The organism is Paraburkholderia phymatum (assembly GCF_038900715.1).
In the GTDB taxonomy this organism is placed as follows: Bacteria; Pseudomonadota; Gammaproteobacteria; order Burkholderiales; family Burkholderiaceae; genus Paraburkholderia; species Paraburkholderia phymatum_A.
The window spans coordinates 74,463-100,414 of the sequence record NZ_JAYMRZ010000006.1; the positions used below are offsets into that span (position 1 = coordinate 74,463).

The window sequence follows — 25,952 nt, forward strand, 5'->3', positions numbered from 1 at the left end:
GATCAAGCTTCCATTCCAGCGGCGGCGTCAATGTCCCATCGACGCCGCCGCGCCTTTTTGGGGCTTCGTCACCCACACCAGGCACGCGAGCACGATGAAACACGCAAACGAAATGCGGAAGAAATCGTTGGTCGCCATCATGTAGCCCTGCTGTGTGACGATCTCGTTCAGCTGCGCCGTCACAGCCTGCCCCTTAAGACCCAACGACGCCAACAGATCGCTATAAGACGTCGTATTCGCCGAATAGGCGCTCACCGATTCCGACAGCACCGCGTGGTGATAGATCGCGTCGTTTTCCCAATACGTCGTGCTGATTGCCGTACCGATTGCGCCGGACAAGGTCCGCAGAAAATTCGATAAACCTGAGGCGCTCGCCAGACGCTCATCCGTGATGCTGGACAGCGTGATCGTCGTCATCGGCACGAAGAAGCACGCGACGCCGATGCCCTGCACGAGGCGCGGCAGGATCACCTGATTGAACGGCGCATCGAGCGTGAACGTCGAGTTCCACAGCGACACGAACGCGAACACAACGAACGCGAAGCTCGCAACGATCCGCAGATTCAGCCGATGCATGTTGCGCCCGATCATCGGCGACAGCACGAGCGCCAGCAGACCGACAGGCGCCGTCGCGAGCCCGGCGAGGCCCGCCGTGTAGCCCATCACCGTCTGCAGCCACAGCGGAAAGATCACCACCGAGCCGAAGAACGCCATGAAGCCGAATGAGATGATCAGCGCGCCGAGTGCGAAATTGCGGTCCTTGAACAGCGTCAGGTCGACAACCGGCTCTTTCTCCGTCATCTCCCACACGAGCATGAAGGCAAGCGACGTCACCGCGATGATCGCGAGCGCGACGATGAACGTCGAGTTGAACCAGTCGCGGTCCTTGCCGAGGTCGAGCACCATCTGCAGACACGCGACACCGATTACGAGCAGACCGAGCCCGATGCCGTCGATGCGCTGTTTCGTCGTCGGCGTTTCGCGTCCGCGCAGCAGCAAAAACGCGCACGCCGCCGAAAACAGGCCGATCGGCAGATTGATGTAGAAGATCCACGGCCACGTGTAGTTGTCGGTTATCCAGCCGCCCATCACAGGGCCGAAAATCGGCGCGACGATCACCGTCATCGCCCACAAGCCGAGCGCGAGGCCGCGTTTTTCAAGCGGGTACGAGCGCATGAGAATCGTCTGCGACAAGGGCACCATCGGCCCGGACACGAGCCCCTGGATCAGACGAAACGCGATCAACGATTCGAAGTTCTGAGCGAAGCCACAGGCGGCGGACGCAAGCGTAAACAGCAGCACCGACAGCGTGAACAGCCGCACTTCGCCGACGCGCCGCGCAAGCCAGCCCGTCAGCGGCACGGCGATCGCCGACGCCACCGAATACGACGAAATGACCCACGTGCCTTCGCTGGTCGCAACGCCGAGGCTGCCGGAAATCGTCGGCACGGCGACGTTGGCGATCGACGTGTCGAGCACTTCCATGAACGTGCCCAACGCGAGGCCCACGGTGAGCAGCGCCAGCGTCCCGCCGGCAAGCGGGGCGGGGGCCGGTGCGGCAGGACTGCCAGACACGGACGCGCCGGGTGGCGCTGCGTCGGACGCGGGCGCGTCGGAAGATGCAGGCAATTCAGCCGTCGTATCGTCGGAAGCGGAAGCCGATGCGCTCATTCGCTATTCTCCCTGTCGGGGCGGAAGAACTTGCCGCGACATGCAAATGCGGCCCGCATATGGCCGCACTTTCATGTCCCGACATTCTCTGCCCAGACAGCTATATCTCCAAAACAAAGCCGCGCTTGGCGCGGCCGCTTACACGTCGTCGCTCGAAGCAGACGAGCCGTGCTCTTCTTCCTCGTGTTCGCCGCCAGCGCCACATCCGCCAGCGCCGCTTCCTGCATCGATGCCGTTGGCGATGAAACGGCTCAGCAAATCGATCAATGTCGCCAGATCCGCTTCGGAAAAACCGCGCAGTTGCTCATTGAGCACGGCTGCGCCGATCTCCGGCAATTGCGACGCGGCGTGAAGGCCCTGCGCCGTGAGTTCCAGCTTCACAATCCGCCGGTCCTTGTCGCTGCGCGAGCGCGCGATCAGACCTTTCTTTTCGAGGCGATCGAGCATCCGCGTCATCGACCCGCTGTCGTATGACATGGCCCGCGACAGCTCGAACGGCGTCGTCGCGCGGCCGCACGAAAGCAGCAGGATCACACCGATCTGCTGCGTCGTCAGCCCGAGGTGCGCGACCGCCCGATCGGTGCGGTCGACCAGCACATTCCGCGCTTTGGTCAGGTAATAACCGAGGCTCGACTCGAGATGAATCGACTCCGGCTGATACGGGCCGTCTGTCATGAGAATTCTGATGGAAACCGCAGGGCGGGTACGCACCGCATGGATTTCGGGAATTTTATCTGCTCAGGCAGTGAAGTCAAACGCGTTCGCGGCCGACAGGAAATGCCATCCCGAAAAACAACACAAGACCATGCTGCGAAGCACAGTATCTTGAAAATTAATTGCATGGTCAAATTAATTGCATGGTCAATATTATTACAGGCAACGAGTTACGCGATCCGCGTCATCGGAGACCATGTTCTGACCGCACTTGCGTGCGCCTTCCTTTGCTGGCGCACAGAGGATTCCCGCGATGCTGTACCTGAAAAACACCCTCGGCGGCTGGAGCCGCTCATTGACCGAGTCCGCGCTACAAACACTTCAAGGGGCCCACCGCTGGTGGAAATTGGCCCTGTATGCGGTGATCTTCGTTCTGCCGGGTGGGTCTCTTGGGGTATTGCTCTTCGCGTGGATCGAACGCCGGCGCTCGCGCAAGGCCAGAACGCAGGCCGTCAGGCCCGTCGCGCTGCTGGCGGCTCCGCTCAAGGCCCGTACCACGGGCAACCGTCAGACGATCGCGCCCGCCGCAACGATCTGCCAGGCGCGTCCGGATGCGCCGCCTTGCCGCGCCGCCGCAGGCAAGCAGGCGCGGCAGACGACGGCCGATTCGCGCGTCTAAAGGGTTCATTCGGGTTCATCCTGGTTCATCCGCTGTTCGTCGACCAAGGCCGCCGCGACAGGCGGCCTTCGTTTCGCCACGCCCCGGCGCACCGCCCCGTAACGGCGCGTAACCGTCGGCTCACCGTCGGTAACACACGTTAAGCGCGTGCCGCATTACTCTTCTGTTTTCGTCGCAGGCGCCGCGTAAGCTACCATTCGAGCCATCGCAGAGACGCGCCGGTTGTCGCGCGGGCGGCCGCTCAGCGACAGCGTCGGCGCGTCGCGCCATCCGAATCGACAGGAATTCATTTGCATGCAGTTTGATCGAACTTCGCGCGCCCGCGCCGCAGTCGGGAACGTCGCGCGGCCACGCGTGCTGAGCGTGGCTGTCGCCGCCGCGCTGATGGTCGCGCTTGCCGGCTGCGCCGTCGGTCCCGACTACAAACGGCCGTCCGTCGACGTTCCCGCTTCGTACAAGGAAGCCGCCGACGGCTGGAAAGTCGCGCAGCCCGCCGACCAGCAGGACCGTGGCACCTGGTGGAGCATCTACAACGATCCGCAACTGAACGCGCTCGAAGACAAGCTCAACGCGTCGAACCAGAGCATCGCGCAGTTCGCCGCCGCGTACCGGCAGGCGCGCGCGCTCGTCGGCGAAGCGCGCGCTGCGTATTTCCCCGTGATCAGCGCGTCGGGAGACGCCACGCGTTCACGCTCGCCGAGCCGCAACTTCAGCGGCTCCGTGACGGGCGGAGGCGGCGGCACGACTTCATCGCTCAGCAGCTCGGGCACGATCAGCAACAGCTACAACCTGTCGCTCGACGCGACCTGGGAACCGGACCTGTGGGGCAAGGTCAGCCGCACCGTCGCCGCGCAAAAGGCCGGCCAGCAAAGCGCGGCTGCCGATCTTGCGAACACGCGCCTTTCCGCGCAGGCCACGCTCGCGCAAACCTACTTCAATATCCGTTCGCTCGACGCACAGCAAAAGTTGCTCGATGACACGGTCGCTGCCTATCAACGCTCGCTCACGCTCACGCAGAACCGCTATGCGCAAGGCGTCGCCGCGCGCTCGGACGTGATTCAGGCGCAAACGCAGCTGCAATCGGCGCAAGCCTCGGCCATCGACAACGGCGTCGCGCGTGCACAGAACGAGCATGCGATCGCCGTGCTGGTCGGCGAACCGGCTTCGACCTTTTCGCTGCCGCCCGCGCCTCTCGACGCCGTGCCGCCCGCCGTGCCCGCGCAGTTGCCGTCCGCGCTGCTTGAACGGCGGCCGGATATCGCGTCGGCGGAACGCAAGGCCGCGGCGGCGAACGAGCAGATCGGCGTCGCGATTTCCGCGTTCTTCCCGACGCTGACGCTATCCGCGAGCGGCGGCTTCGAAAGCTCGGTGTTCTCGCAACTGCTGACGGCGCCGTCGCGCTTCTGGACGCTCGGCCCGCAACTGGCGGCGACGATTTTCGATGCGGGCCTGCGCAGCGCCCAGACGGAAGCGGCGCGCGCCGCGTATGACCAGGACGTCGCCACGTATCGGCTGACCGTGCTAACGGCATTCCAGGACGTCGAGGACAACCTCGCGTCGCTGCGCATCCTCGAACGGGAAATCACGGTGCAGCAGGCAGCCGTGCAGTCCGCGCAACAGGCGCTCGACATCGTCACCAATCAGTACAAGTCCGGCACCGTCGACTATCTGAACGTGCTGAGCGCGCAAACCATCGCGTTCACGGCCGAGCAGAAGCTCGCGAGTATTGGGGGCCAGCGGATGGTGTCGTCGGTGGGTCTCGTCAAGGCGCTGGGCGGCGGCTGGGATGCATCCCAGATGAACCGCGAGACGGGCGGCGTCGCGGCACCCGCGCCGGCATCGACGCCTGCTGCGCCCACCACACCTGTTACACCCGCCGCGCCTGTCGCAAAGGCAGCCGCTGCCGGTTGAACCCAAGGCTGAGCGTCACTTACGCACGACTCGAACGCAACGCAAACGCAAACGGCCGCCATGCGCAAAACATGGCGGCCGTTGTCTTTGTGATCGTCTGTGACCCGCTATGACCCGCGCGAAGGTTAGTGTGTGAAAGTCAGCGCAACCTGTCCGGGGCCCGTCGGGCGTCCCAGCACATTCAGCAATCCGGCGAGATTGTCGGCGGCATCGGGCGTCGCGCTCGCCTGGCCGTTGAACGACGTCGACGCCTCGCTGAGCGTGCCGTGACCCGTGAGCAGCAGCGGTCCCTTCGATGTCGTCAGATCGAGCGTGCCCGCCGCGCCTTGTGCCTGAAACACCACGCGATACGACCCGAGCGGCTTCACACGCGAGACGCGCGAGCTCATGTCGTTGAGCGTGACGATCAGCTGGCCGTAGGTCTGCCGGTTGAAGCTGCGCCAGTCGGTCCACGTGAGGCGCACGTCGCCTTGCAGATCGAGCGTGTTGAACGGCGCGCCGAGGCCCGCGAGCAGCGAGGCCGGCACGGCGATCGTGCCGCCCGAAAGCGTCGCGCTGCGCAGCGTCGCGTCGACGGTGACGGGGTCGGGCATCGCTTCGCTTTGCCGCATCTGCATGCGCACGCGGCCCATGAAAAGCGGCCAGAACGACGTATGCCATTCGATGCGCCCCGGCAGCAGCGTCGCCGCTTCGGCGCCGGGCCCGGCCGCGAGCATCAGCGAAGCCGAGCCATGCCACAGCGACCCGGATGGATCGATGAGATTCACGTGCCCTTGCGTGGCCTTCGAGAACTGCGGCGTGATCCACGCGGCAGGCGCCATCACGAGCAACACGACCAGATTCGCGATAAACGCGACGACGATCCAGGGCAGCGCGACGCGCAATCGCCGCATCCAGACATTCATGCGTGGTCCCGTGTCAGCGCCGTCATTTGATGGTCGCGGGTTGCAACGATGCCGTCAGGTCCACCTGGCCGTCCGCCTTCAGCCCCGTCACGTGCGCCTCGGACACCTGCACCTTGAACTGCCGGCGCGCGTCGTCGAGCCACTGCGTCCATGCCGGAAACGACGCGTTCTTCAACTGGATCTGCACCGCATTGCCGAGCACCTGCACCTGCGTCGGCGCGAGACCGTGATCGTTCAGCGAGGCAGTCAGCGCATCCTTGAGCGCGCCGCCGGTCGGCGCAGCGCCTTGGGCCGACGCCGACAGCGTGCGCGCCTCGTTCGCCTGCGCCATCATCTGCGAAAGCTGGCGCTGCAGGCCCGGAATCGATTCGCGCAACCGCGCACGGCCTTCCTGCGCGGGCGCCCACAGCACCGACCACACGATCACGACAGCCAGCACCGCGCTGCCCCACGTGAGGAGCGCCTTCTCGCGCACCGTGCGTGCTTCCCAGAAACCGGCCCACGCGTTCAAGAGTTCAGCTTTCATTGTCCGTTCCTGATGGTCCACTTGCCGGTGTTGCTATCGATCGCACCGTTCAGGCCATTGCGCGTCAGCCGCTGCTGGAAATCGGCATCGACTTTCACTTCGGGCTTGAACGTCACGTCAAGCCGCCGGTCGTGATACTCGAGCGCGGCAAGTCCGTTGACAGGCACGGGCCCGAGCGAGCGCGCGAGGCCGTCCGCGAGCGACAGGAAATCATCCGGTGACAGCTCGCCCGCCGCGACACGTAACTGCTGCAATTGGCGCGCCATCTGGTCCGGCGCGTCGAGCACGACCGTCGTCTTCGGGAACGTGTTGAGCAGCAGTTCCGCCATCTGCGCGTTGATCGCGTCGCGCTGGCGCGAGAGCATCAGCCACTGCACGTTCGCTCCGATGATCGCGACCAGCACGGTCCCCGCCAGCAGCCACAGCGGCAGGCGCAGACGGCGCAGCGTCGCGCGATCGAGCCGCCACGGCTGCACCGCGAACTCGAACTGGCAGAGATCGAAGCGGCACTGGATCGCGTTGCGCGCGAGTGTCTCGAACGACAGCGGCAGCGCGCCCGTGATGGGCGAGCCGCGTCCGGGCTGCGCGGTCGATGACAGGCGCGGCTCGCTGCCGGGCAGATCGACGAGCGTGTAAAGCGTGACCGGCGCGTTGCCGGCGAGCGCTGCGACCGTCGCATTCACGGCCGATTCAGGCACGGCGAGCCCTTCGCCCAGCGCACCGCGCGTGAGCGCGAGCTCGACGCGCGGCGGCGCCGCATCGACGATGGCTTCCTCGCCGAGCACGACGGCCGTCGACGACATCACGTTACCCAGCACCGCCGCGACGACGGGCGTGATGCCGTCGGCCGCCGGTTCTTCGCGCGGCGGCGGCGACTCCGCATCGGCGCCCGCCGCGACGGCCTGTTCCGCATGCACTTCCGGCGCGGGCGCAGCGGCCGTGGCCGCGGCGGGCTGTGGCAGACAGCGCGCGACGGGCACCGCCTTCACATTGCGATGGCCCGCCGCCATAAAGCCCTCGACGATAAAGCGGAACCAGCCGCGATCGACGATCGCGAGCACATGGCGATTGCCGTCGAGCGCCTGCGGGTCGAGCGCGATATGCGTGGTCTGCGGGTCCTGGATCAGCTGGTCCTCGACGACGTTCGGCAGCGCCTGACGCAGGCGCGGGCCCTTGAGCGGCGGGACCGTGGCGGCGAGCATCAGGCAGTCGCGCGCGCCGATCATCAGCACGGTCGACGACGCGCGCGGCAGCAGCCCCGGCGCCGAGCGGCCAGCGCGCTGGATGCGGCCCGACTTGTCGAGCAGCAGGAACGGCAGGTCGGGCAGTTGCCATTCCTGCGATGGCACCGCCGGATCACGCGGCGGCAAAAGAACGATCAGCGTGCTCAAAGGCCACTCTCTCGGGAAATTGCAATGTTCATAGCTGGTCTCGTCCCCATACGATACGCGTCGTGTGCGTGAGCGCGTCGCGGTAGATGAGGGTGGTGCGGTCGACCTCGGCGCGCTCGTGCTCGACGCGGCCGTGGACAAAGAAGTAACTGGTGTTCACATCCATCTGGTTCGGATCGAACACGAGCTGCTGGGCGCCCGTGCCGCGCACCGCAAGCTGCACATCGCCGACGTTGCGAAAGAACACGGTCTCGCGCCGCGCGACCAGAGCCTGCGCGCTCGACAGGCTCATCCCCGGCACGATGGCCGCGATCACTTCCGCGGGCGCCGTATTCATGTTGACGGCCGTCGCCGTCGGCAGCACGGTCACGAACGGGCGCAGCCGCGCGATCATCTCGGGCGTGAAGCCCGGCACGTCGAGCAGCGAATCGACGCCCGTCATCTGGATCGGCGCGACGGGCGCATTCTGGTCGGTATCTTCGAGGCCCGGCTGATCGGTATAGTTGCCGCCGCCGACAGCGCCGCCCTGAAGCGCCGTCTGCGGGCTCTGCTGCGAGGCGCCCGTCAGCGGATTGGTCGGCGTCTGGAACCGCGTCGCCGACATCCGCAGCCCGGCGCGCAACTGGAGCGCCGTGGTCTTCGCGAGCTGGCCGTTGATGCCGAGCAACTGCAACAGCCGCTGGAACGCCTCGACCTGCTGGATGTTCAGCGTGAGCGCGCCGGGCACGGCCGTCGACACTAAATTGCGCAGATTGAATTTGGCCTGCGCGTCCTCGATCGAGCCGGACACGTAAGTTGCCGCGCCTTCCTGCGCGCGCACCTCGCCGATCTGCCCGAGAAAGTCGGACAGGCGCGTGCGCGCGATCGGCACGCCCCACACGCCGCCGAGGTACGTGATGCCCGCCGACGTATCGCCTTCAGAGCGCAGAATGAGGCGCGTCCAGTCGAGCGCGCCACGCGACACCCACTGCGCCTGCGCGAGCAGCCGCTGGTTCTCGATGCGCCGGATCTGCACCTGCTGACGCCACAGCATGCCGGCGACGAGAATCGCCGACAGCGCGACCACCAGCAGCGCGCTGACGATGGCGACGCCGCGCTGGCTGCTGCGTTGACGAGAGGGCAAGACGACACGGCGAGCACGCATATCACTCCCCCACAAGAAAAACCCGGACGACAGGCCGCGCCAGCGAACTGGCCCCGACACTCACCTCGAGTCCCGTCACGGAACGGGGCAACGGCGCATTGCCCAGCTGCGGAACCTTGAGGTTATTGTCGTTCTCGGTGATCGCCGACTGCACGTCTTTCATCTGCATCGTCCAGCCGACCTTCGGCACATACAGCCTGGCCGTGATCGCGCCGACGCCGCCCATCAGCGGCACGGAACTCCAGCTTTCGTTCTCGCCTCCGCCCAAAGCACGGCGCACCTCGCCGATATTCGACAGCGGCGGCGACGCATAACGGATGACGCGTCCGCTGGTGATCCGGTAGCGCACGACCACGAGCCGCGGCGCCGTGCCCGGCGCGTGCATGTAGCGCACGATCTGCAGCGCATTGCCGTTCACGGCGACGGCCGGCTCGCCCGCTTCGTCGTCCGATGCGGCGTCGCGCGCATCGATGCGCATCTGGTCGAACAGCTGCGCGAACACGCGCTCGTCTTCCATCGCGTTGGTGATCGTCTGCCGTCCGCGGATGATCTGGTCGAGTCCACGCCACGACAGCACCGCGATCACCGCGAGAATCGCAATCGCGACGAGCAGCTCGATCAGCGTGAAGCCGCCCGCCGTCTTCGCGAGCAGCGGCGAACGGCGATCGCACGCGACGCCTGGCCTAGAGCGAACGGTTCGTTTCATTCCCGATCACCGTGACCAGCTGTGCGAGATTGCCGGGATGTCCGGGCGTCGTCACCGAAAGCTCGACGCGCCTGAATATCGGGTTCGGCGTCGCGCTCACATGTTCCGTGCAGATCAGCTGCAGGTTGCCCTGCGAGCAGTCGAAGCTCTGCGTGCCGACATCGGGCCACGTATGCGCCAGATGCAACTGCGCGAGCGCATTGTCCGCGCTCCAGCCGGCCAGCAGGCGCCGGTGCAGGTCCGCTTCGCCCGTCGCGAGACTGCCGACTGCGCGCAGCGATGCAGCGAGCGCCACCGCGATGATCGCCAGCGCGACCAGCACTTCGATCATCGTGAAGCCTTCGACCAAGGCGTTATTCACAGCGCCGCGCGAACGGCGCAGACGAAGCGCGCACATCATCAGCGCACCTCGTAACGGCCGTTGCCGGTGCCGACGATCGTCGCGCGGCCTACCGGGGAAATCAGCGTGACCTGCACGGGCGTATCGATGCTCTCGGTGCCGAACACGATGCGCTCCGAGTGCGTGTCGGAGCCCGGATAGTCGATCGCCACACCTGTCACGCCGCCTTCCCATTGGCGCGGCCCGAGCAGGTCGTCGTCGCGCAGCGGACGCCAGCCGTCGTTCGTGTGGATATCGAAACGAAAACCGCCTTCGACGGGCAGCCACGCAATCGGCCGCGCGCGCACCTGCGCTTCGTCGCCCGCCGATTCGAACAGCAGCGCCAGACGCTGCGCCTCTTCGTTCAAATCGGTGCGCGGATTGCGGGTCATCGTCAGCGCCGCGAGCGACACCAGCAGCCCCGCGATCACCAGCACCACGAGCATTTCGAGCAGCGTGAAACCGCGCTGCCGCCTATGCGAAATCGCGCGCGACGCATCGCCGCGAGCGATCACGCACGATGCTTCCGCGTGCGTGCCATCAGCGCATTCAGCGCGCGTGGTGGCCGCACGTGATGACGATGCGTGAAGCGTGCAGTCGGACGGTCGCATGGTGCCGGTAACGATCAATGTCAATATCAGGGATGCAAACGACGCCTACTGCCATGAGCCGACGTCGGCATCGTTGCCTTCGCCGCCCGGCTTGCCGTCCGCGCCGTAGCTGAACACGTCGATCTCGCCGTGCACGCCCGGATTCAGGTACTGATAGGTATTGCCCCACGGATCGTTCGGCAGACGCTCGAGATAGCCGCCGTCCTTCCAGTTGCTCGGGATCGGGTCCGTCGTCGGCTTTTCGATCAGCGCGCGCAGGCCCTGCTCCTGGGTCGGATAGCGGCCGTTGTCGAGCCGGTAGAGCTTGAGCGACTGCATGACGGTGCCGATATCCTGCTTCGCGGCCACGCGGCGCGCTTCGTCCGGACGGCTCATGATCTTCGGCACGATCAGCGCGGCCAGAATGCCGAGGATCGCAATCACGACCATGATCTCGATCAGCGTGAACCCGCGTTGACGACGCGCACGCAGGTTCGCATGCGTATTCGCGATCTCGTTGCGGCGACTGGTCCACATTTGCATAGCTTGCTACCTCATTGGAAAAATTATTGGTCGACCGGACGTCATGAAATACATCGAGAATGCAGTACCTTGCACGTCCGGCCGGTCATTTTAATGTCACGCCGCTGAACGCTTTCGACACGCCGCAAAATTCACGAGAGTCCGTACAATGACACGCATGAACGCACTCCAGATCCGCCTCATTTCGCTCGCACTGTTCGCGGTGTTCTGCGCGACGCTCACCTACTGGATCGTCACGCTCACGTCGCATGCGCCGCCCGTACCCGCGGCTGCCGTGCGCGCGCCTGTTTCGACGGAGCAGGCGGCGACGCTGTTCGGCGGCCAGCTCACGCGCACCGCGAATCAGGACATCCACCTGTCCGGCATTCTCGCGCTGGGCGAGGGCGCCGCCGCGATCGTCAGCACGGGCGGCGAGCCGCCGCATGCCGTGTCGCTCGGCGCCACGATCATGCAGGGCGCGAAGCTCGCCGAAGTGCGCGCGCGCTCGATCATCATCGATCGCAACGGCGCGCGCACCGAAGTGTTCCTGCCAGCGAACGCGCCCGGTCCGACCATTTACGTGCGCTGATTTCATTCTCTGCTGCGCGGATGCAATGCTGAGAATGACACCTGCTGTCACTGCACCAGGTTGTTCAACTCGATGATCGGCAGCATCACGGCCAGCACGATCACCAGCACCACGCCACCCATCGCCAGAATCAGCAGCGGCTCAAGCAGGCTCGTCAGGAACATCGTGCGGCGTTCGAGTTCGCGTGCTTCGCCTTCGGCGGCGCGGTCCAGCATCGTCGTGACATCGCCCGTCGCTTCGCCCGAGCGGATCAGGTGCACGAGCACGGGCGGAAACGTCTTCGTGTTGCCGAGCGCGCGCGACAGCGACGTGCCTTCGCGCACGCGCACGATCGCATCGTCGATGTTGCCGCGCATCGCACGGTTGCTGAGCGTTTCGCTCGCGGCCTGCAGCGCGCGCAGGATCGGCACGCCCGCTGCCGTCAGGATGCCGAGCGTGCTCGCGAAGCGCACCGTGTTATAGCCGCGCACGAGCTTGCCGAAGAGCGGAGCCGTCAGCGTCCAGCGGTCGAATGCGAGGCGCGGCGCCGGTTGCGCGAGTATCGAACGCACCACATAGACGATGACCACGACCGCGATCAGCACGGCCCACCACCAGTTCCGCACGAAGCTCGAGAGCGCCATCATCATGACGGTGAGAATCGGCAGCTGCTGCTTCGTGCTCGCGAACACGTTGACGACCTGCGGCACCACGTAGCTCAGCAGGAACGTGACGATGCCGAACGCGATGATCGTGACGATGGTCGGATAGGTGAACGCGAGGACGATCTTCTGCTTGAGCGCGTTGCGCTGCTCGATGTAATCGGCGAGGCGCGACAGCACGAGACCGAGCTTGCCCGTATGTTCACCGGCGGCGACGAGCGCGCGATAGATCTCGGGAAAATCCTTCGGATGCTGCGACAGCGCGTTGGCGAGCGAATGGCCGCCGAGCACTTCGGCGCGGATCGCCGCCATCAGTTCGCGGATGTAGTCGCGCTCCGACTGCTCGGTGAGCACGGCGAGCGCTTCGTCGAGCGGCAGGCCCGCGATCAGCAGGCTCGCGAGTTGCCGCGTGAGAATCGCCTGCTCGCGCTGCGAGAGCTTGCGCCCCAGCGACAGCCGCTGGCTGCGCTCGCCGCGCGTGCGCGTCGCGGCCGGCTCGACGACGAGCGGCGTGAGCCCTTGCGTGCGCAACTGCGTGCGCGCGCCGCGTGCGCTGTCGGCATCGAGCACGCCTTTTTGCGCCTTGCCTGCGGCGTCGATTGCTTCGAAGCGGAATGCGGGCATGGGCTCAGACTCCGCCCGTCACGCGTATCACTTCCTCGAGCGACGTCATGCCCGACGCCAGCCAGCGCTCGCCATCCTCGCGCAACGTGCGCATGCCTTGCTTGTGACCCGCGTCGGCGATTTCGGCGTCGGCGGCATTGCGGTGAATCAGCGTGCGAATCGACTCGTCGACGTTGAGCAGTTCATACACGCCGCGACGCCCCGCGTAGCCCGAATGCCCGCACTTGTCGCAGCCGACCGGGTGCCACACCTTGCGGCCGCCTTCTTCTTCGCGCTCTTCCTTGCACACGGGACACAGCCGCCGCACGAGACGCTGCGCGAGCACGCCGAGCAGCGACGACGCGAGCAGATACGGCTCGACGCCCATATCCGTCAAACGCGTCACGGCCGATGCGGCGTCGTTCGTGTGCAGCGTCGCGAGCACGAGGTGGCCCGTCAGCGACGCCTGCACCGCGATCTGCGCCGTTTCGAGGTCGCGGATTTCACCGATCATGATGATGTCCGGGTCCTGACGCAAAATCGAACGCAGCGCGCGGGCGAACGTCATGCCGATGCGCTCGTTCACCTGCGTCTGACCGATGCCGGACAGGTCGTATTCGATCGGGTCTTCGACGGTCATGATGTTCGTCGTCGCCGTTTCGAGCCGCGACATCGACGCGTAAAGCGTCGTCGTCTTGCCCGAACCCGTCGGACCCGTGACGAGCACGATGCCGTGCGGACGCGAAATCAGCTTGTCGAACTGCGCGAGCGTATCGGGCGCCATGCCAAGCGCTTCGAGATTCAGACGCTGCGCGTCTTTCTCCAGCAGACGCAGCACCGCGCGTTCGCCGTGACCCGTCGGCAGCGTTGAGACACGCACGTCGACTGGCCGTCCGCCGACGCGCAACGTAATGCGGCCGTCCTGCGGCAGACGCTTCTCGGCGATGTCGAGCTGCGCCATGATCTTGATCCGCGAAATCAGCGCGCCGTGCAGCGCCTTTTTCGGACGCACCACATCGCGCAGCGTCCCGTCGACGCGAAAACGCACCACCGATGCATTCTCGAACGGCTCGATGTGAATATCCGATGCCTGCTCGCGCGCGGCCTGCGTGAGCAGCGCGTTGATCATGCGGATGATCGGCGCGTCGTCTTCGGATTCCAGCAGGTCTTCCACTTCGGGAATGTCCTGCATCAAACGCGACAGATCGACTTCGCCTTCCACTTCGCCGACCACCTGCGCCGCGCTGCCGTCCTGGCGTGCGTACGCCTGATTGATCGCCTGCGCGAGTTCATCCGCATTCGTGCGCACGACCGATACCGCGCCGAAATTGCGCGCGACTTCGGCGAGCGCGGCCTGACTCGTGCGCTCGCTGATCCACACTTCGATCGTATCGGCGTGCTGATGCGCGACGAGAATCTGACCGCTCTTCGCGAAGCCGTACGGCACGAGCCGCGCGGCGAGCGGAGAGGGCGCTTCGCGCGCAGGTTGAGCGGATGTTTCCGGTGCTTCGCGTACGCCTTCCGTCGTAGCGGCGGCGTGCGGCCCGGAAAGCGGCGTCGTGCTCACGGTCTTGCTCCGGGTGAGGCCATCGTGCCCTGGTTTGCAGCACCTGGCGTGCCCGGCGATCCGTTCGTGCCATTGGCGCCGTTTGCGGTGTTCGTGCCGTTCACGCTGTTCGTGCCATTCATACTGTTTACACCATTCGCGCCGTTGGTGCTGTTCGCGCCATTTGCTCCGTTCACAGCGTTCGCACCGTTTGCGCCGTTCACACCATTCGTCCCATTCGCGCCATTAGGACCATACACATCGCTCGCGCCATTCGGCGCCGGCGGCCGGCGCGTCATGCTGTTGAAGTCAAACAGGTTCTGTGCCGGTACGCCGCCTTCATTCGGTCCTGGCGGCGCGGGCGGCAGCATCGGCACGTTCTTGTCGCGGATCAGGTTATTGTCCGTCTGATATCCGCCTTGCTGCGCGCGCAGATAGTCGTAACGGCTCAACGCAATCGACGAACTGGTCGCCTGATCGCGCACGATCACGGGCCGCAGGAACACCATCACATTGGTCTTCGTGCGCGTCTTGTTTTCCGAGCGGAACAGCTGGCCCAGCCACGGGATGTCGCCCAGCAGCGGCACCTTGCTGTTGCCGTTCGAGTAGTTGTCCTGCATCAGGCCGCCGAGCACGATGATCTCACCATCGTCGGACAGCACCGTCGACTGCACCGAACGCTTGATGATCGTCACGCCGCCCGGATTATTCGTCGACGTCGGATCGACGGACGAGTCTTCCGAATAGATTTGCAGCTTGATGATGCCGCCATCGGTGATCTGCGGCTTTACGTGCAGCACGATACCGACGTCCTGTCGGTCGAACGTGTTGAACGCGGTCACGGACGTCGCGGCGTTCGCGGTCGGCGTCGCGTACGAACCCGTCACGACAGGCACGTTCGAGCCGACGACGATCTTCGCTTCTTCGTTGTCGAGCGTGATCAGATTAGGCGTCGACAGAATGTTCGCGTCGCTCGACTGCGCCAGCGCCTGCAACAGGCCGCCCAGACCGAACACATTGCCGAAGCGGTGCAGCAGGCCGATGTTCACGCCGTTGTTCAGCAGGTTCGTGCCCGTCGTCGCGAGTGCCGCGGCGGGGTTGTTCGCGATGATCGCGCCCTGCGCGGTCAGGTTCACGATGCCCTGACTGCCGTTCGTATTGAAGTTTGAACTGCCGTAAAGACCGTTGTTGCCGCTGTTCGACAGCAGCGCGCCCTGCCACTGGATGCCGAGATTCGCGCTCGATGTCGCCGACAGCTCCACGATCAGCGCCTCGATGTACACCTGCGCGCGGCGCGAATCGAGCTGGTCGATCACGCTGCGCAGATTGCGGTAGACGGGGTCGGACGCGGTGATGATCAGCGAGTTCGTCGCTGAATCGGCCTGGATCATGCCGCCGGGCTGGTTCTCTTCGTTGCCGCCGCCGCCTTCCTTTTCGCCGAGGAACGCCGCGTTGTTGTTGCCCTGGCCGCCATAGCTGCTGCCGCCGCCGCCGCCGAGCGGATTGCTGCCCATCGACGAGGATGACGAGCCGCCGAGCGAGCCGCCCGGCAGCGGAGGCTGGCCCGACGCGCCCGTCGACGAGCTCGAGTTGCCCTGGTTGAACGTGTTCGCCGCGTTGCCGCCGCCCGACGACGTCGATTCGTTGCCGCCCTTGCCGAGCATGCCGCGCAGCGTCTTCGCGAGACGCACGGCATCCGCGTTGCGCAGCTGCACGACGTGGATGTTGCCAGGCTGGCCCGTTGCCGCATCGAGCTGCTTCGCCAGCGACTTCGCCGCCGCGAGGCGCGCCGCGTTCGACGCGCGCAGCATCAGCGAATTCGTGCGCGGATCGGCCTGCACGGAGACCTTCAGCGTCGCATCCGTATTGCCGATCGAGCCGGGGTCGAGCATCTTTGACATCTGCGTTGCGACGTCGATCGCGTTCGCATTCTTCAGCTGCACGACCTGCACCTGCTGGCCGGCCGCCGTATCGACGCCCGCGATGATCTGCGCGATGCGGCGCACGTTATCTGCATAGTCGGTGACGACGATCGTGTTGTTCGACGGATACGCCGCGACCGTGTTGTTCGGCGAGATGAGCGGACGCAGCACGGGCAGCAGGTTGTTCGCCGATTCGTTCTTCAGCTGGAACACCTGCGTGACAACCTGATCGCCGCGCGCCGCGGGCGTATTGCCGACGTAGGTCGGCACGCCCTGCAGTTTCGCGTCGGCTTCGGGCACCACCTTCAGCACGCCGTGATCCTGCACCAGCGAAAAGCCCTGCATCCGCAACGCGGACTGCAAGGTCTTCAACGCCTGGTCTTCGGGGACAGGATTCTCGGAGACGAGATTCAGCTGCCCTTTCACGCGCGGGTCGACGATGATCGTCTTGCCTGTCGCAGCGCCAATCGCCTTGGCCACCTGGTCGATGTCGGCGTTGACGAAATTGAGCGTCACCTGTGCGTGTGCAGTGTGCGCGGTGATCATGCCAGCGACCAGCAGCGCTGTCGCCACGCGACGCAATGCCATACGATTTCTTCTCATGGATAGGATTTCGAAGCCGGCGGTGTGATCCGCCGACGATCATGCACAGTGGACGACCGGCCGACACAAGGTCGTCCTCGGTCTGACACGACGTTCCCACAGCAGCGAATGCCGGGAATGCCTTGCTTCCCTGAACCGAAAACAATGAACAGTAACAGCTTTTCGTGTCGGAAATGTCACAAAAGCCGAAAGGCCAGTGCGATTCCTCTAACGATTCCGATCAGACTGTCGTCTGATTGCGTGCTTCGTTACGTTCTTGAAAGTTTATGACTCGAACCGTACGTTGTTACACACGGTTTCCCTTTGGCCGCGATTTACTGGCTTATGTCGGTTGGCCAACTTTGACTCGACATATCCAGCCGGTATGATACGGGCGGATTCAGTCGTTTGAGCATAACATGCTTAGCGGGATTTCCCGAATGCAGGCCCGCCGGATAAGGGTCTCGAGTCGTCTTTACCGTTTTTCCGTTCGCACACCGACATAGTTTGTCATCTTGACCGATGAAGCCGTCCTCACTCACCGTCGCCGTTGGGCTCGCAGCGCTGCTGGGCGCCGCGTCTGCGCGCGCGGACTGCTTTGACGAGGCCGCCAGCTATCAGAAGGTCAATCCGCTGATCCTGCGGGCCATCGCCTGGCAGGAATCGCATAACCGTCCGGCCGCCGTGCACAAGAACGCGAACGGCTCGACCGACTACGGCGTCATGCAGATCAACTCCGTGCATCTGCCGACGCTTGCGCAGTACGGCATCTCGCAGGGCACGTTGATGGAGCCGTGCAAGAACGTGTACATCGCCGCATGGCATCTGCGGCAGAAGATGAACAAGTACGGCAACACGTGGGCGGCCGTCGGTGCTTACCATTCCGAAACGCCATCGCTGCGCGACGAGTACGCAAGGCAAATCGTCGCGATACTTCGCAAGTGGAACCTGATGCCTCCCGTCAACGGTCGGGCACGCACGTCCGTCACCGCGGACAACGACACGCATCGGTCTCCCGCCAATTGATGCACAATGCGGCTTCGTGCTGCTGCCGGCTCGCGTCCAGTTCCGTCTGAGTCCGAGGCCCGCTGTTTGACGCCCGACCGGCGCATGCGTCTTTCACCTTCAAGTTTTTCGCACCACGATGAACCAGCCGCTTTTGCCCGTCACCGTGATTTCCGGTTTTCTGGGCGCCGGCAAGACCGCGCTCGTCGATCAGATTCTGTCCAACCGCAGCGGCCCGCGCGTCGCCGCGATCGTCAACGATCTTGCTGCCGTTCGTGTCGATATCGACGACGCAGCGCCCGCGTCTTCCACGGCATCGCGCATCGAACTGCCGAACGGCTGTGTCTGCGTGCAAGCCGGAGAAGATCTGCTCGAACAGATACTGGAACTCGCGTCGGCGGCTGATCGCTTCGATGCCGTCGTGATCGAAGCATCGGGTATCGACGACCCGATGGATCTCGTCGAGTCGATCATCGAGGACGAATCGCTGGCCGCGCGCGTGCGTGTCGATACCGCCGTGACGGTTGTCGATGCAGCGAATTTTCTGCGCGACTATGCGTCGACGGATGCGCTGTCCGAGCGCGGCATCGCAGCCCATGAATACGATGACCGAACGATCGTCGAGGTACTGATCGAACAGATCGAGTTCAGCGATGTGCTCGTGATCAACAAGGCCGATCTCGTTTCCGCCAACGATCTCGCACATCTGCAAGCGATCCTCGCCGCGCTCAATCCGCGTGCGGCGCAGATCGCGAGCAGCTACGGCAACGCGCCCACCGACGAAGTAATCGGAACGGGGCGCTTCGATTACGACGCGACGTCCAACGCGGCGGGCTGGCTCGCGTTGCTGCACGATCCGCTCAGCCATCAGGAAGCGGGCGAGGGCAAAGGCGTCGGGCACTTCGTCTATCGCGCGCGGCGGCCGTTTCATCCGCAGCGTCTATGGTCGCTGCTTCACGAGGAATGGAAAGGCGTGCTGCGCGGCAAGGGCTTCTTCTGGCTCGCGACGCGCAACGACATCGGCGGTTCGCTGTCGCAGGCGGGCGGCGCATGCCGTCCCGTGCCTGCCGGAACGTGGTGGGCCGCGCAGGATCGCAGCGAATGGCCCGAAGGGGACGACGAGTTGCTGGAAGAGATCGCGGCGGACTGGTATGGCGACGCCGACGACTTCACGATCGGCGACCGTCGCCAGGAGCTGGTGCTGATCGGCGTCGATATCGACCCGGCGAAGTGGCGTGCGAAGTTCGATGCGTGCCTGCTGACGGACGCCGAATATGCATTAGGCGCCGAAGGCTGGCGACGACTGCCGGACCCGTTCCCCGCGTGGGATCTCGATGACGACGATCACGATCACGAACATGATCACGACCACGATCATGCGCATCATCACCATCACGATGACGATGGCCATCACCATCATCATTGAACATGATCGAATGATCGACTGACGCCCGCCGTCGCAAAACGCGGACGAAAAAAAACCCGCCAGTGGCGGGTGTCAACAAATCAGGCGCTGATGCTTAGCGCTTGTTGACTGCGTCCTTGAACGCCTTGCCAGCCGTAAACTTGACGGTCTTTGCGGCCGGAATCTTGATGGTTTCGCCCGTCTTCGGGTTGCGGCCCGTACGTGCTGCGCGCTTGCCCGAACCGAAGCTGCCGAAGCCGATCAACTGGACTGCATCACCCTTCGCCACAGCCTTCTTGATGACTTCAAGCAGCGTGTCCAGCGTTTCGCCGGTTTGAGCCTTGCTGGCGCCCGTCTGACCTGCGACGGCGTCGATCAGTTCCTGTTTGTTCATTAAGGTTCCTTTCTGGTTTAGGTTGACACGAACAGCGCGAACGCGCCGATTATACGTGCGCGCGCCGCGCCGTCGAGCAGCGACGGCTCGGGAATACCCCGCACTCCCGCGGCACGCCAGGCACCGCGCAGAGCACCGTGCTGCCGCTTCCCTCGCGGCGCTTGCTATGATAGCGCAGCGCAAACCCAATCTGGATAAGGGTTTCGAAGAATTACACGCTGCAACGCCTTATACAGCATGGAAAGCAGCTTTTTTTACTTCGAGCGCATCGAATAGACGCTAATGGCAGCGCTCAAAGCCCCGTCAGCGTTGGTTTTTGCCAACGTTCGACCGGTCTGGAACGGCCGTCAGGCGGCGTCTGGACGGGCTTTGACGGGTGTTGGCCCAAGGTTGCAGCGTCGCGAACAGCGTTCAAGAGGACGTTCGCCGACACCCGGATTTATCCCGGATTCCTCCCGAATTCATTCTTCCGCACTGCATTTCGACGCGCATGACCGAGCCGCTCGTTCCCGCCATTCTTGCCTTTCGCGACAACGGCACACCGTATTCCCCGCGTTACGAAGACATCTATCACAGCGCGGTCGGCGCGCTTGAGCAGGCGGAATATGTCTTTCTCAAGGGCAACGATCTGCCCGGGCGCTGGCAAAAACGGCGGCTCTTTACCGTGCTGGAGACGGGTTTCGGCATCGGCATCAACTTTCTCGCGACGTGGGCCGCATGGCGCGCGGACCCGGACCGCTGCCAGCGGCTGCACTTCGTCTCGACGGAAAAGCATCCGTTTTCGGCAGCCGATCTGATCGCAGCAAGCGCGCCGGCTGTTGCAGATACATCGATTGCGCCGCTCGCCCGGCAGCTCGCCGATGCGTGGCCGACGCTCGTGCCCGGCGTCCATCGGCTCGAATTCGAAGACGGCCGCGTGACGCTCACGCTCGTCTTCGGCGATGCCGCGCAGACGCTGCACTCGCTCTGGCTGCGCGCCGATGCGTTCTATCTGGACGGCTTTTCGCCCGCCAGAAATCCCGAGTTATGGACGCCCGCGATCTTCAAGTCGCTCGCGCGCCTCGCCGGCGATCAGGCGACCTTCGCCACTTATACGAGCGCGGGCGAGGTCAAACGCGCGCTGCAACAAGCCGGCTTCGAGTATCGCAAGGTGGACGGATTCGGATGGAAGCGGGCGATGCTCGTCGGACGCTTTGCGCCGCGCTATCGCGTGCGGCGTCACGAGCCACCGCTGCCGCTTGCCGTCGATGAGCGGCATGCGATCGTCATCGGCACGGGGCTCGCGGGTTGCGCCGCAATCGAGCGTCTGACTGCGCGCGGCTGGCGCGTGACGTCGCTCGAACGGCATCCGGCCGTCGCCCGCGATGCATCGGGCAATCCCGCCGGCGTGTTTCATCCGATGATGTCGCGTGACGATAGCGTCGGCTCGCGCATCACACGCGCCGGTTTCCTCTATGCGTTGCGGCATTGGTCGTCGCTGGAAGAGCGCGGTCATCGTCCGATGCGCGGTCCCGAAGGACTTCTGCAAATCGCCGCCGACGAAGGCGAAGCCGTCGCGATGGCTCGAGCGTTCGCCGCGTTCGCGTATCCACAGGACTACGTGACACCCGTTTCCTCCGGCGATGCGCACCGCATCGCGAACGTGCGCGTGGCGCGAGGCGGCTGGTTGTTTCCTCATGGCGGCTGGATCTCGCCTGCGTCGCTGTGCGCGACGCAGTGCGACGCGTCGCAAGCGTTGCTCGACCGGCGCTTCGATGTCGAAGCGGCGCGCGTCGAACGCATGGGCAACGAGTGGGTCGTCTTCGGTGCCGACGGCGCTGCGATCGCCAGGGCCCCTGTCGTCATCTTTGCCAATGCGCATGAAGCAGCGCGCGTCGCCGGCTTGCGCCACGCGCCGACGCGCAGCGTGCGCGGCCAATTGACGCTGCTGCCCGAGAGCGCGGCAAAAGCGCTGCGCGTGCCCGTGATCGGCGAAGGATACGCGGTGCCTTTGCCCAACGGCGTCACGCTGACGGGCGCGAGCTACGACATCGACGATCCCGACACCGCCTTGCGCGCCGACGCGCACATCGAAAACATCGAGCGCATCGCGCGCCTGCTTCCCGATATGGGCGAAGCAATCGATATGGGAAAGCTGGCGTCGCTGGAAGGGCGCGTCGGGTTTCGATGCGTGGCGAGCGATCGCTTGCCGATGATCGGCGCGTTCGCCGACGAAGCGGCCGCCATTCGCGACGCCGACAGGCTGCGCGGCGCGTGGCCACTCGATCTGCCGCGCACGCCGGGACTCTACGGCGCGTTCGCGTTCGGCTCGCGCGGACTGATATGGGCGTCGCTCGGCGCCGAACTGATCGCGTCGCAGATCGAAGGCGAGCCCTGGCCGGTCGAGCGCGAACTCGCGGAAGCCCTCGACCCCGCGCGCTTTCTGCTGCGCGCGCTGCGTCAAGGAACCGCACGCTGATCTTTCGTTCCCGTCGAAAAGTTATCCACGGCACTCTGTGGATAACCGGGAGAATTGCACGCGAAACTCGTGTGGAATCGATGTGGACGTAAACGGGGTAACTCGAGCGCTCCTGAAAACACGTGAAAAGTTATCCGCTGAAGCCTATCCGGCGCGCACATCAAACGCATCCGGTTATGCGTTCGGCAAGACGCTGATTCGTTTCGGTAAACACGGCTTGTCCACAGAAATGCAGCGCCCTTGTTAACTTCTACTACGTATACATACAGGTAAACCTACAGATAAAACGCGTGCGGTGAATCGACGCGCGGCGGCATCGTTTCTTCTCTGTTTAAAAGTCCGCCCGGCTCGCTTCGCGAGCGAGCTTGCGTGCGCGAAGCCCAAAGCCAAAAAGCCTGGGCTGCTTGAACGCCCGAACGGGATGACGATCCAACGCAGAACTCCTCCTGGCGAACCCGCTCGGACCCGGCGCAGCAGGGCATTCAGCCGCGAACAGCGGGCTGTTGTCGGTCGCTTTTTCCTGTTGTCAGGTAATTAGCGTACGTTTTTACCGCTTTGACTGTCTGTTCGACGCTTTTCCGTCAATCGTAAAAAACCTATGGCACAATCGCCGTTCTTCCGCGTCGTGTTTTGCCTCCGCAACCGACGCGCCAATGGAACGGTTGCCGGACCACCAGAATCTGATTCAAAAGTCGACGGCGCTCTTTTCACTCACGTCGGGCCGCCCGTAGTCACGCGGCATCGGCGTGTTCGTTTCAGTTTTTCATCCGATCGTTGACAGCTCGCAACGCCGGTAGACGCGAACCGATCGCGGCAGCGGATACGGCTTGCGCTTCGCGTGCCGCCGGCGTTTGCCCGTTCGCGTTGCCAGCGGTTGTCGTAAAGGAGAAGCCACCACGATGAAGTCGGCGTTTTCATTCTTTCCTGCCTGGCCGCTCACGCCCGATGCCATTTTCTGGGCAGGCCTTGCATTGCTCGCCGCGGGGCTCGTCGGCGAGTTGTGCTACCGCGCGTGGCATCTGCCGCGCGTTTCCGGCTATGCCGTGATCGGACTGATCGCGGGCGCGGCGGGGTCCGGCGTGATCGATCCGGAGTCGTCGTCGGCCGCGCGTCCGTTGCTCGATGTCGCGCTCGGTCTTCTGCTGTTCGAACTCGGCAGCCGGCTGGACTTGCGCTGGATTCGCCGCAATACATGGCTCATCGTGTCGAGCGTCGCCGAATCGACGCTGACGTTCGTACTCGTGCTGCTCGTGCTGTTGTTCGTCAAAGTGCCGACGGTGACGGCGCTCGTGCTCGCGTCGATTGCGATGGCGACATCGCCCGCGATGGTGATCCAGCTGAAAACCGAGTTGCGCGCGGAAGGCCAGGTCACGCAGCGGCTGATGACGCTCACCGCGCTGAACAGCATGTATGCCGTGATCGTCGAAAAGCTCGCGTCGGGCTGGCTGCATCAGGAGGCCTACGGCAATCTGCTGGCGACGATTCTTCAGCCGCTTTATCTGCTGATCGGTTCGCTGATCCTCGCGTACCTGGTCGCGCGGACCATCACGTTCTTTTACAAGCGTGTGAATCTTCAGGACGAGCACTCGTTCGTCGCGCTGTTCGGCCTTGTGCTGCTGGCGATCGCGGTTGCGCATGTCTTCAAGCTGTCGACGATATTGAGCCTGCTCGCCGCGGGCATCATCGTGAAGAATCTCGAAGCGCGTCCGCAGCTTTGGCCGCAGCATTTCGGCACGGCCGGCTGGCTGTTGACGGTGATTCTGTTCGTGCTCACCTTGACGACCTTCGAATGGAAGGACATCGTGATGGGCGGTATCGCCGCCGTCGGACTGATCGTCGCGCGGCTGATCGCGAAGCTCGTCGGCGTGCTCGCGTTCGCCAGGCCGAGCGGTCTGAACATGAAGCAGGGCATGGCGCTCGGCCTGTCGCTGTCGCCGATGTCTGCGCTCGCCTATCTGCTCGTCGACGACACCTACCAGCTTTATCCGAATTTCGACCCGACGCTGCGCGCGATCGTCATGTGCGCGATCGTCGTATTGCAGCTCGTCGGGCCCTGGCTCGTGTACCGCTCGCTCGCGCTCGTCGGCGAGCGGCGCGAGTGAATACGCATCAGCGCGGATGAGCGCGGCACAATAAGCGCAGCACGAAGGTCTGCAAAAAGCGCGGCAAATCTTTCGCGCATCAGATGCGCCTAGCCGCGGCATCCGACAGTCAATCCGGCCGGACGCGTTCGACATCGTTCGCCGTCCGGCCGACATGAATCAGGAAACGCCATGTCACTCGAAGCCTTCGTCGATTCGAAACCGTTCACGTTCGGTGTCGAACTGGAGATGCAGGTCGTCAACACGCATGACTATGATCTGACCAAAGCGGGCACGGATCTCATGCGGCTCATCAAGGACGAAAAGATTCCCGGCAACATCACGCCGGAAATCACCGAAAGCATGATCGAGCTGTCAACGGGCATCTGCACGACGCACGAGCAGGCCGTCGCCGATTTGAGAGCGATTCGCGACGTGCTCGTCGCCGCGGCCGATCGCCTGAACGTCGGTCTGTGCGGCGGCGGCACGCACGCGTTCCAGCAATGGAGCGAACGGCAGATCGTCGATACGCCGCGCTTTCAATACCTTTCGGAACTCTACGGTTATCTTGCGAAACAGTTCACGGTGTTCGGCCAGCACGTGCACATCGGCTGCCCTGATGCGGATAGCGCGTTGTTCCTGCTGCATTCGATGTCGCGCTACATCCCGCATTTCATCGCGCTGTCGGCGTCGTCGCCGTTCGTGCAGGGCGTCGATACGGGCTTTCACTCGGCACGCCTGAATTCCGTGTTCGCGTTTCCGATGTCGGGCCGCGCGCCGTTCGTCCTCACGTGGGAGGGCTTCAAGGAATACTTTTCGAAGATGGTGCATACCGGCGTCGTCAACAGCATGAAGGACTTTTACTGGGACATCCGGCCCAAGCCCGGCTTCGGCACGATCGAAGTACGGGTGATGGACACGCCGCTCTCGGTGGATCGCGCGGCCGCTATCGCGTGCTACATCCAGACACTCGCGCGGCATCTGCTGCTCGACAAGCCGTTGACGCCAAAGGAAGACGACTACCTCGTCTACACGTTCAACCGCTTCGAGGCCTGCCGCTTCGGCCTCGCCGGCACCTGCATCGATCCGCAGACGGGCGAACGCCGCACCATTTCCGAAGACATCATCCACACGCTCGAACGCATCGCGCCTCACGCGGATGCACTGGCTTCGGGTAACGCGCTCGAGGAAATCGGCGCGATCGCGCGCGGTCAGGTGAACGATGCGACGTGGCTGCGCGACGTGGTCAAGCAGGAAAAATCGCTGCATGAGGCCGTGCGGCAGCAGTGCCTGCAATGGCGCGCGTGAGCCGGACGGGAGGATTCGATGCGGTATGCGCTTTTGGCGCTCCCGCTGCGCGGCAAATAGGCGAAGGAGCATCACGCCGACGAAACCCGCTTTTTTGCGGGTTTTTTTGTTTTTCGAATGCCGGTGACGGGTCCTTCAGGTATTTCCAATGTTTACGTATACAAACGTAGTAGTAGTTAACAAGCATTGCGTTTGCCTGTGGATAACCGAATAATTTCCTGAAAACTCAATAGACTGTGTAAACGATAACCGCGCGGATCCGTCGTGCATCGCGACCGGGAACCAGGGACAACGATCTGCCGGACCTTCGTCCACGCTCCTGTTATCAAGAATCGGCGCA

21 protein-coding genes and 1 pseudogene are annotated in these 25,952 nt (G+C 64.1%); 8 read left to right on the forward strand and 14 right to left on the reverse strand.

Features of this window, described 5'->3' with window-relative positions; genetic code table 11:
- Positions 1 to 27: 27 nt before the first annotated feature.
- Both VSR68_RS13420 and VSR68_RS13425 read right to left on the reverse strand, forming a co-directional pair.
- Positions 28 to 1,671, reverse strand: coding sequence for a DHA2 family efflux MFS transporter permease subunit (locus tag VSR68_RS13420; protein ID WP_342940317.1), 1,644 nt, complete (start codon positions 1,669 to 1,671; stop codon positions 28 to 30).
- Between the two features lie 138 nt (positions 1,672 to 1,809).
- Positions 1,810 to 2,346: a MarR family transcriptional regulator gene (locus VSR68_RS13425; protein WP_342940318.1), complete on the reverse strand. Its 537-nt coding sequence runs from the start codon at positions 2,344 to 2,346 to the stop codon at positions 1,810 to 1,812.
- 292 nt (positions 2,347 to 2,638) lie between these two features.
- On the opposite strand from VSR68_RS13425, the gene VSR68_RS13430 reads away from it, so the two are divergent.
- Together VSR68_RS13430 and VSR68_RS13435 are read left to right on the forward strand one after the other, a co-directional pair.
- Positions 2,639 to 3,004, forward strand: coding sequence for a hypothetical protein (locus VSR68_RS13430; protein WP_342940319.1), 366 nt, complete (start codon positions 2,639 to 2,641; stop codon positions 3,002 to 3,004).
- Between the two features lie 294 nt (positions 3,005 to 3,298).
- Positions 3,299 to 4,915 carry an efflux transporter outer membrane subunit gene (locus VSR68_RS13435; protein WP_342940320.1) on the forward strand — a complete coding sequence of 539 codons (1,617 nt, stop codon included), beginning with the start codon at positions 3,299 to 3,301 and terminating at the stop codon, positions 4,913 to 4,915.
- A 125-nt stretch (positions 4,916 to 5,040) separates the two neighbouring features.
- On the opposite strand, the gene VSR68_RS13440 is transcribed toward VSR68_RS13435, so the two are convergent.
- From VSR68_RS13440 to gspG, 8 genes are read right to left on the reverse strand one after another with little or no spacing between them, the layout of a single operon-like run.
- Positions 5,041 to 5,820: a type II secretion system protein N gene (locus tag VSR68_RS13440; protein WP_342940321.1), complete on the reverse strand. Its 780-nt coding sequence runs from the start codon at positions 5,818 to 5,820 to the stop codon at positions 5,041 to 5,043.
- Positions 5,821 to 5,842: 22 nt separating this feature from the next.
- The gene (locus tag VSR68_RS13445; protein WP_342940322.1) at positions 5,843 to 6,346 is read right to left on the reverse strand and encodes a type II secretion system protein M; all 504 of its coding nucleotides are present in this window, start codon (positions 6,344 to 6,346) and stop codon (positions 5,843 to 5,845) included.
- A complete protein-coding gene (gene gspL, locus VSR68_RS13450) occupies positions 6,343 to 7,737 on the reverse strand; it encodes a type II secretion system protein GspL (RefSeq protein WP_342940323.1) in 1,395 nt (464 codons plus the stop codon). The genes VSR68_RS13445 and gspL overlap by 4 nt, the downstream gene beginning before the upstream one ends.
- Positions 7,738 to 7,765: 28 nt before the next feature.
- A complete protein-coding gene (gspK, locus tag VSR68_RS13455) occupies positions 7,766 to 8,881 on the reverse strand; it encodes a type II secretion system minor pseudopilin GspK (RefSeq protein ID WP_342940324.1) in 1,116 nt (371 codons plus the stop codon).
- Between the two features lies 1 nt (position 8,882).
- Positions 8,883 to 9,587, reverse strand: a complete 705-nt coding sequence (locus tag VSR68_RS13460; RefSeq protein WP_342940325.1) for a PulJ/GspJ family protein — start codon at positions 9,585 to 9,587, stop codon at positions 8,883 to 8,885.
- Entirely contained in the window at positions 9,565 to 9,987 is a 423-nt protein-coding gene (gene gspI / locus VSR68_RS13465) for a type II secretion system minor pseudopilin GspI (protein ID WP_342940326.1), read from the reverse strand. The genes VSR68_RS13460 and gspI overlap by 23 nt, the downstream gene beginning before the upstream one ends.
- Positions 9,987 to 10,577 (reverse strand): GspH/FimT family pseudopilin, encoded by a 591-nt coding sequence (locus tag VSR68_RS13470; protein ID WP_428983502.1) that lies wholly within the window; start codon positions 10,575 to 10,577, stop codon positions 9,987 to 9,989. The genes gspI and VSR68_RS13470 overlap by 1 nt, the downstream gene beginning before the upstream one ends.
- Before the next feature lie 45 nt (positions 10,578 to 10,622).
- The gene (gene gspG, locus VSR68_RS13475; RefSeq protein WP_342940328.1) at positions 10,623 to 11,099 is read right to left on the reverse strand and encodes a type II secretion system major pseudopilin GspG; all 477 of its coding nucleotides are present in this window, start codon (positions 11,097 to 11,099) and stop codon (positions 10,623 to 10,625) included.
- Between the two features lie 157 nt (positions 11,100 to 11,256).
- Between gspG and VSR68_RS13480 the strand changes: the two genes are divergently transcribed.
- Positions 11,257 to 11,667 carry a type II secretion system protein N gene (locus VSR68_RS13480; RefSeq protein WP_342940524.1) on the forward strand — a complete coding sequence of 137 codons (411 nt, stop codon included), beginning with the start codon at positions 11,257 to 11,259 and terminating at the stop codon, positions 11,665 to 11,667.
- A gap of 47 nt (positions 11,668 to 11,714) precedes the next feature.
- Here VSR68_RS13480 and gspF read toward each other — a convergent pair whose 3' ends face one another.
- The 3 genes from gspF to gspD are packed head-to-tail and all read right to left on the reverse strand — an operon-like array spanning position 11,715 to position 16,967.
- Entirely contained in the window at positions 11,715 to 12,932 is a 1,218-nt protein-coding gene (gene gspF / locus VSR68_RS13485) for a type II secretion system inner membrane protein GspF (protein WP_342940329.1), read from the reverse strand.
- Between the two features lie 4 nt (positions 12,933 to 12,936).
- Complete coding sequence (gene gspE, locus VSR68_RS13490) at positions 12,937 to 14,478, reverse strand: type II secretion system ATPase GspE (RefSeq protein ID WP_342940330.1); 1,542 nt, start codon at positions 14,476 to 14,478, stop codon at positions 12,937 to 12,939.
- Positions 14,475 to 16,967, reverse strand: a complete 2,493-nt coding sequence (gene gspD, locus VSR68_RS13495) for a type II secretion system secretin GspD (RefSeq protein WP_342940331.1) — start codon at positions 16,965 to 16,967, stop codon at positions 14,475 to 14,477. The genes gspE and gspD overlap by 4 nt, the downstream gene beginning before the upstream one ends.
- Positions 16,968 to 17,483: 516 nt before the next feature.
- Between gspD and VSR68_RS13500 the strand changes: the two are divergent.
- A pseudogene (locus VSR68_RS13500) lies at positions 17,484 to 17,918 on the forward strand (lytic transglycosylase domain-containing protein); the annotation flags it as partial.
- Positions 17,919 to 18,105: 187 nt separating this feature from the next.
- A complete protein-coding gene (locus VSR68_RS13505; RefSeq protein WP_342940332.1) occupies positions 18,106 to 19,392 on the forward strand; it encodes a GTP-binding protein in 1,287 nt (428 codons plus the stop codon).
- 94 nt (positions 19,393 to 19,486) lie between these two features.
- On the opposite strand, the gene VSR68_RS13510 is transcribed toward VSR68_RS13505, so the two are convergent.
- Positions 19,487 to 19,765: an HU family DNA-binding protein gene (locus VSR68_RS13510; protein ID WP_007581741.1), complete on the reverse strand. Its 279-nt coding sequence runs from the start codon at positions 19,763 to 19,765 to the stop codon at positions 19,487 to 19,489.
- Between the two features lie 490 nt (positions 19,766 to 20,255).
- On the opposite strand from VSR68_RS13510, the gene mnmC reads away from it, so the two are divergent.
- The 3 genes from mnmC (at position 20,256) to VSR68_RS13525 (ending at position 25,612) form a co-directional block, all read left to right on the forward strand.
- Positions 20,256 to 22,223 (forward strand): bifunctional tRNA (5-methylaminomethyl-2-thiouridine)(34)-methyltransferase MnmD/FAD-dependent 5-carboxymethylaminomethyl-2-thiouridine(34) oxidoreductase MnmC, encoded by a 1,968-nt coding sequence (gene mnmC, locus VSR68_RS13515; protein WP_342940333.1) that lies wholly within the window; start codon positions 20,256 to 20,258, stop codon positions 22,221 to 22,223.
- A gap of 899 nt (positions 22,224 to 23,122) precedes the next feature.
- Positions 23,123 to 24,325, forward strand: coding sequence for a cation:proton antiporter (locus tag VSR68_RS13520; RefSeq protein WP_342940334.1), 1,203 nt, complete (start codon positions 23,123 to 23,125; stop codon positions 24,323 to 24,325).
- A 171-nt stretch (positions 24,326 to 24,496) separates the two neighbouring features.
- Positions 24,497 to 25,612, forward strand: a complete 1,116-nt coding sequence (locus VSR68_RS13525) for a YbdK family carboxylate-amine ligase (RefSeq protein ID WP_342940335.1) — start codon at positions 24,497 to 24,499, stop codon at positions 25,610 to 25,612.
- The last annotated feature ends 340 nt before the right edge of the window (positions 25,613 to 25,952 follow it).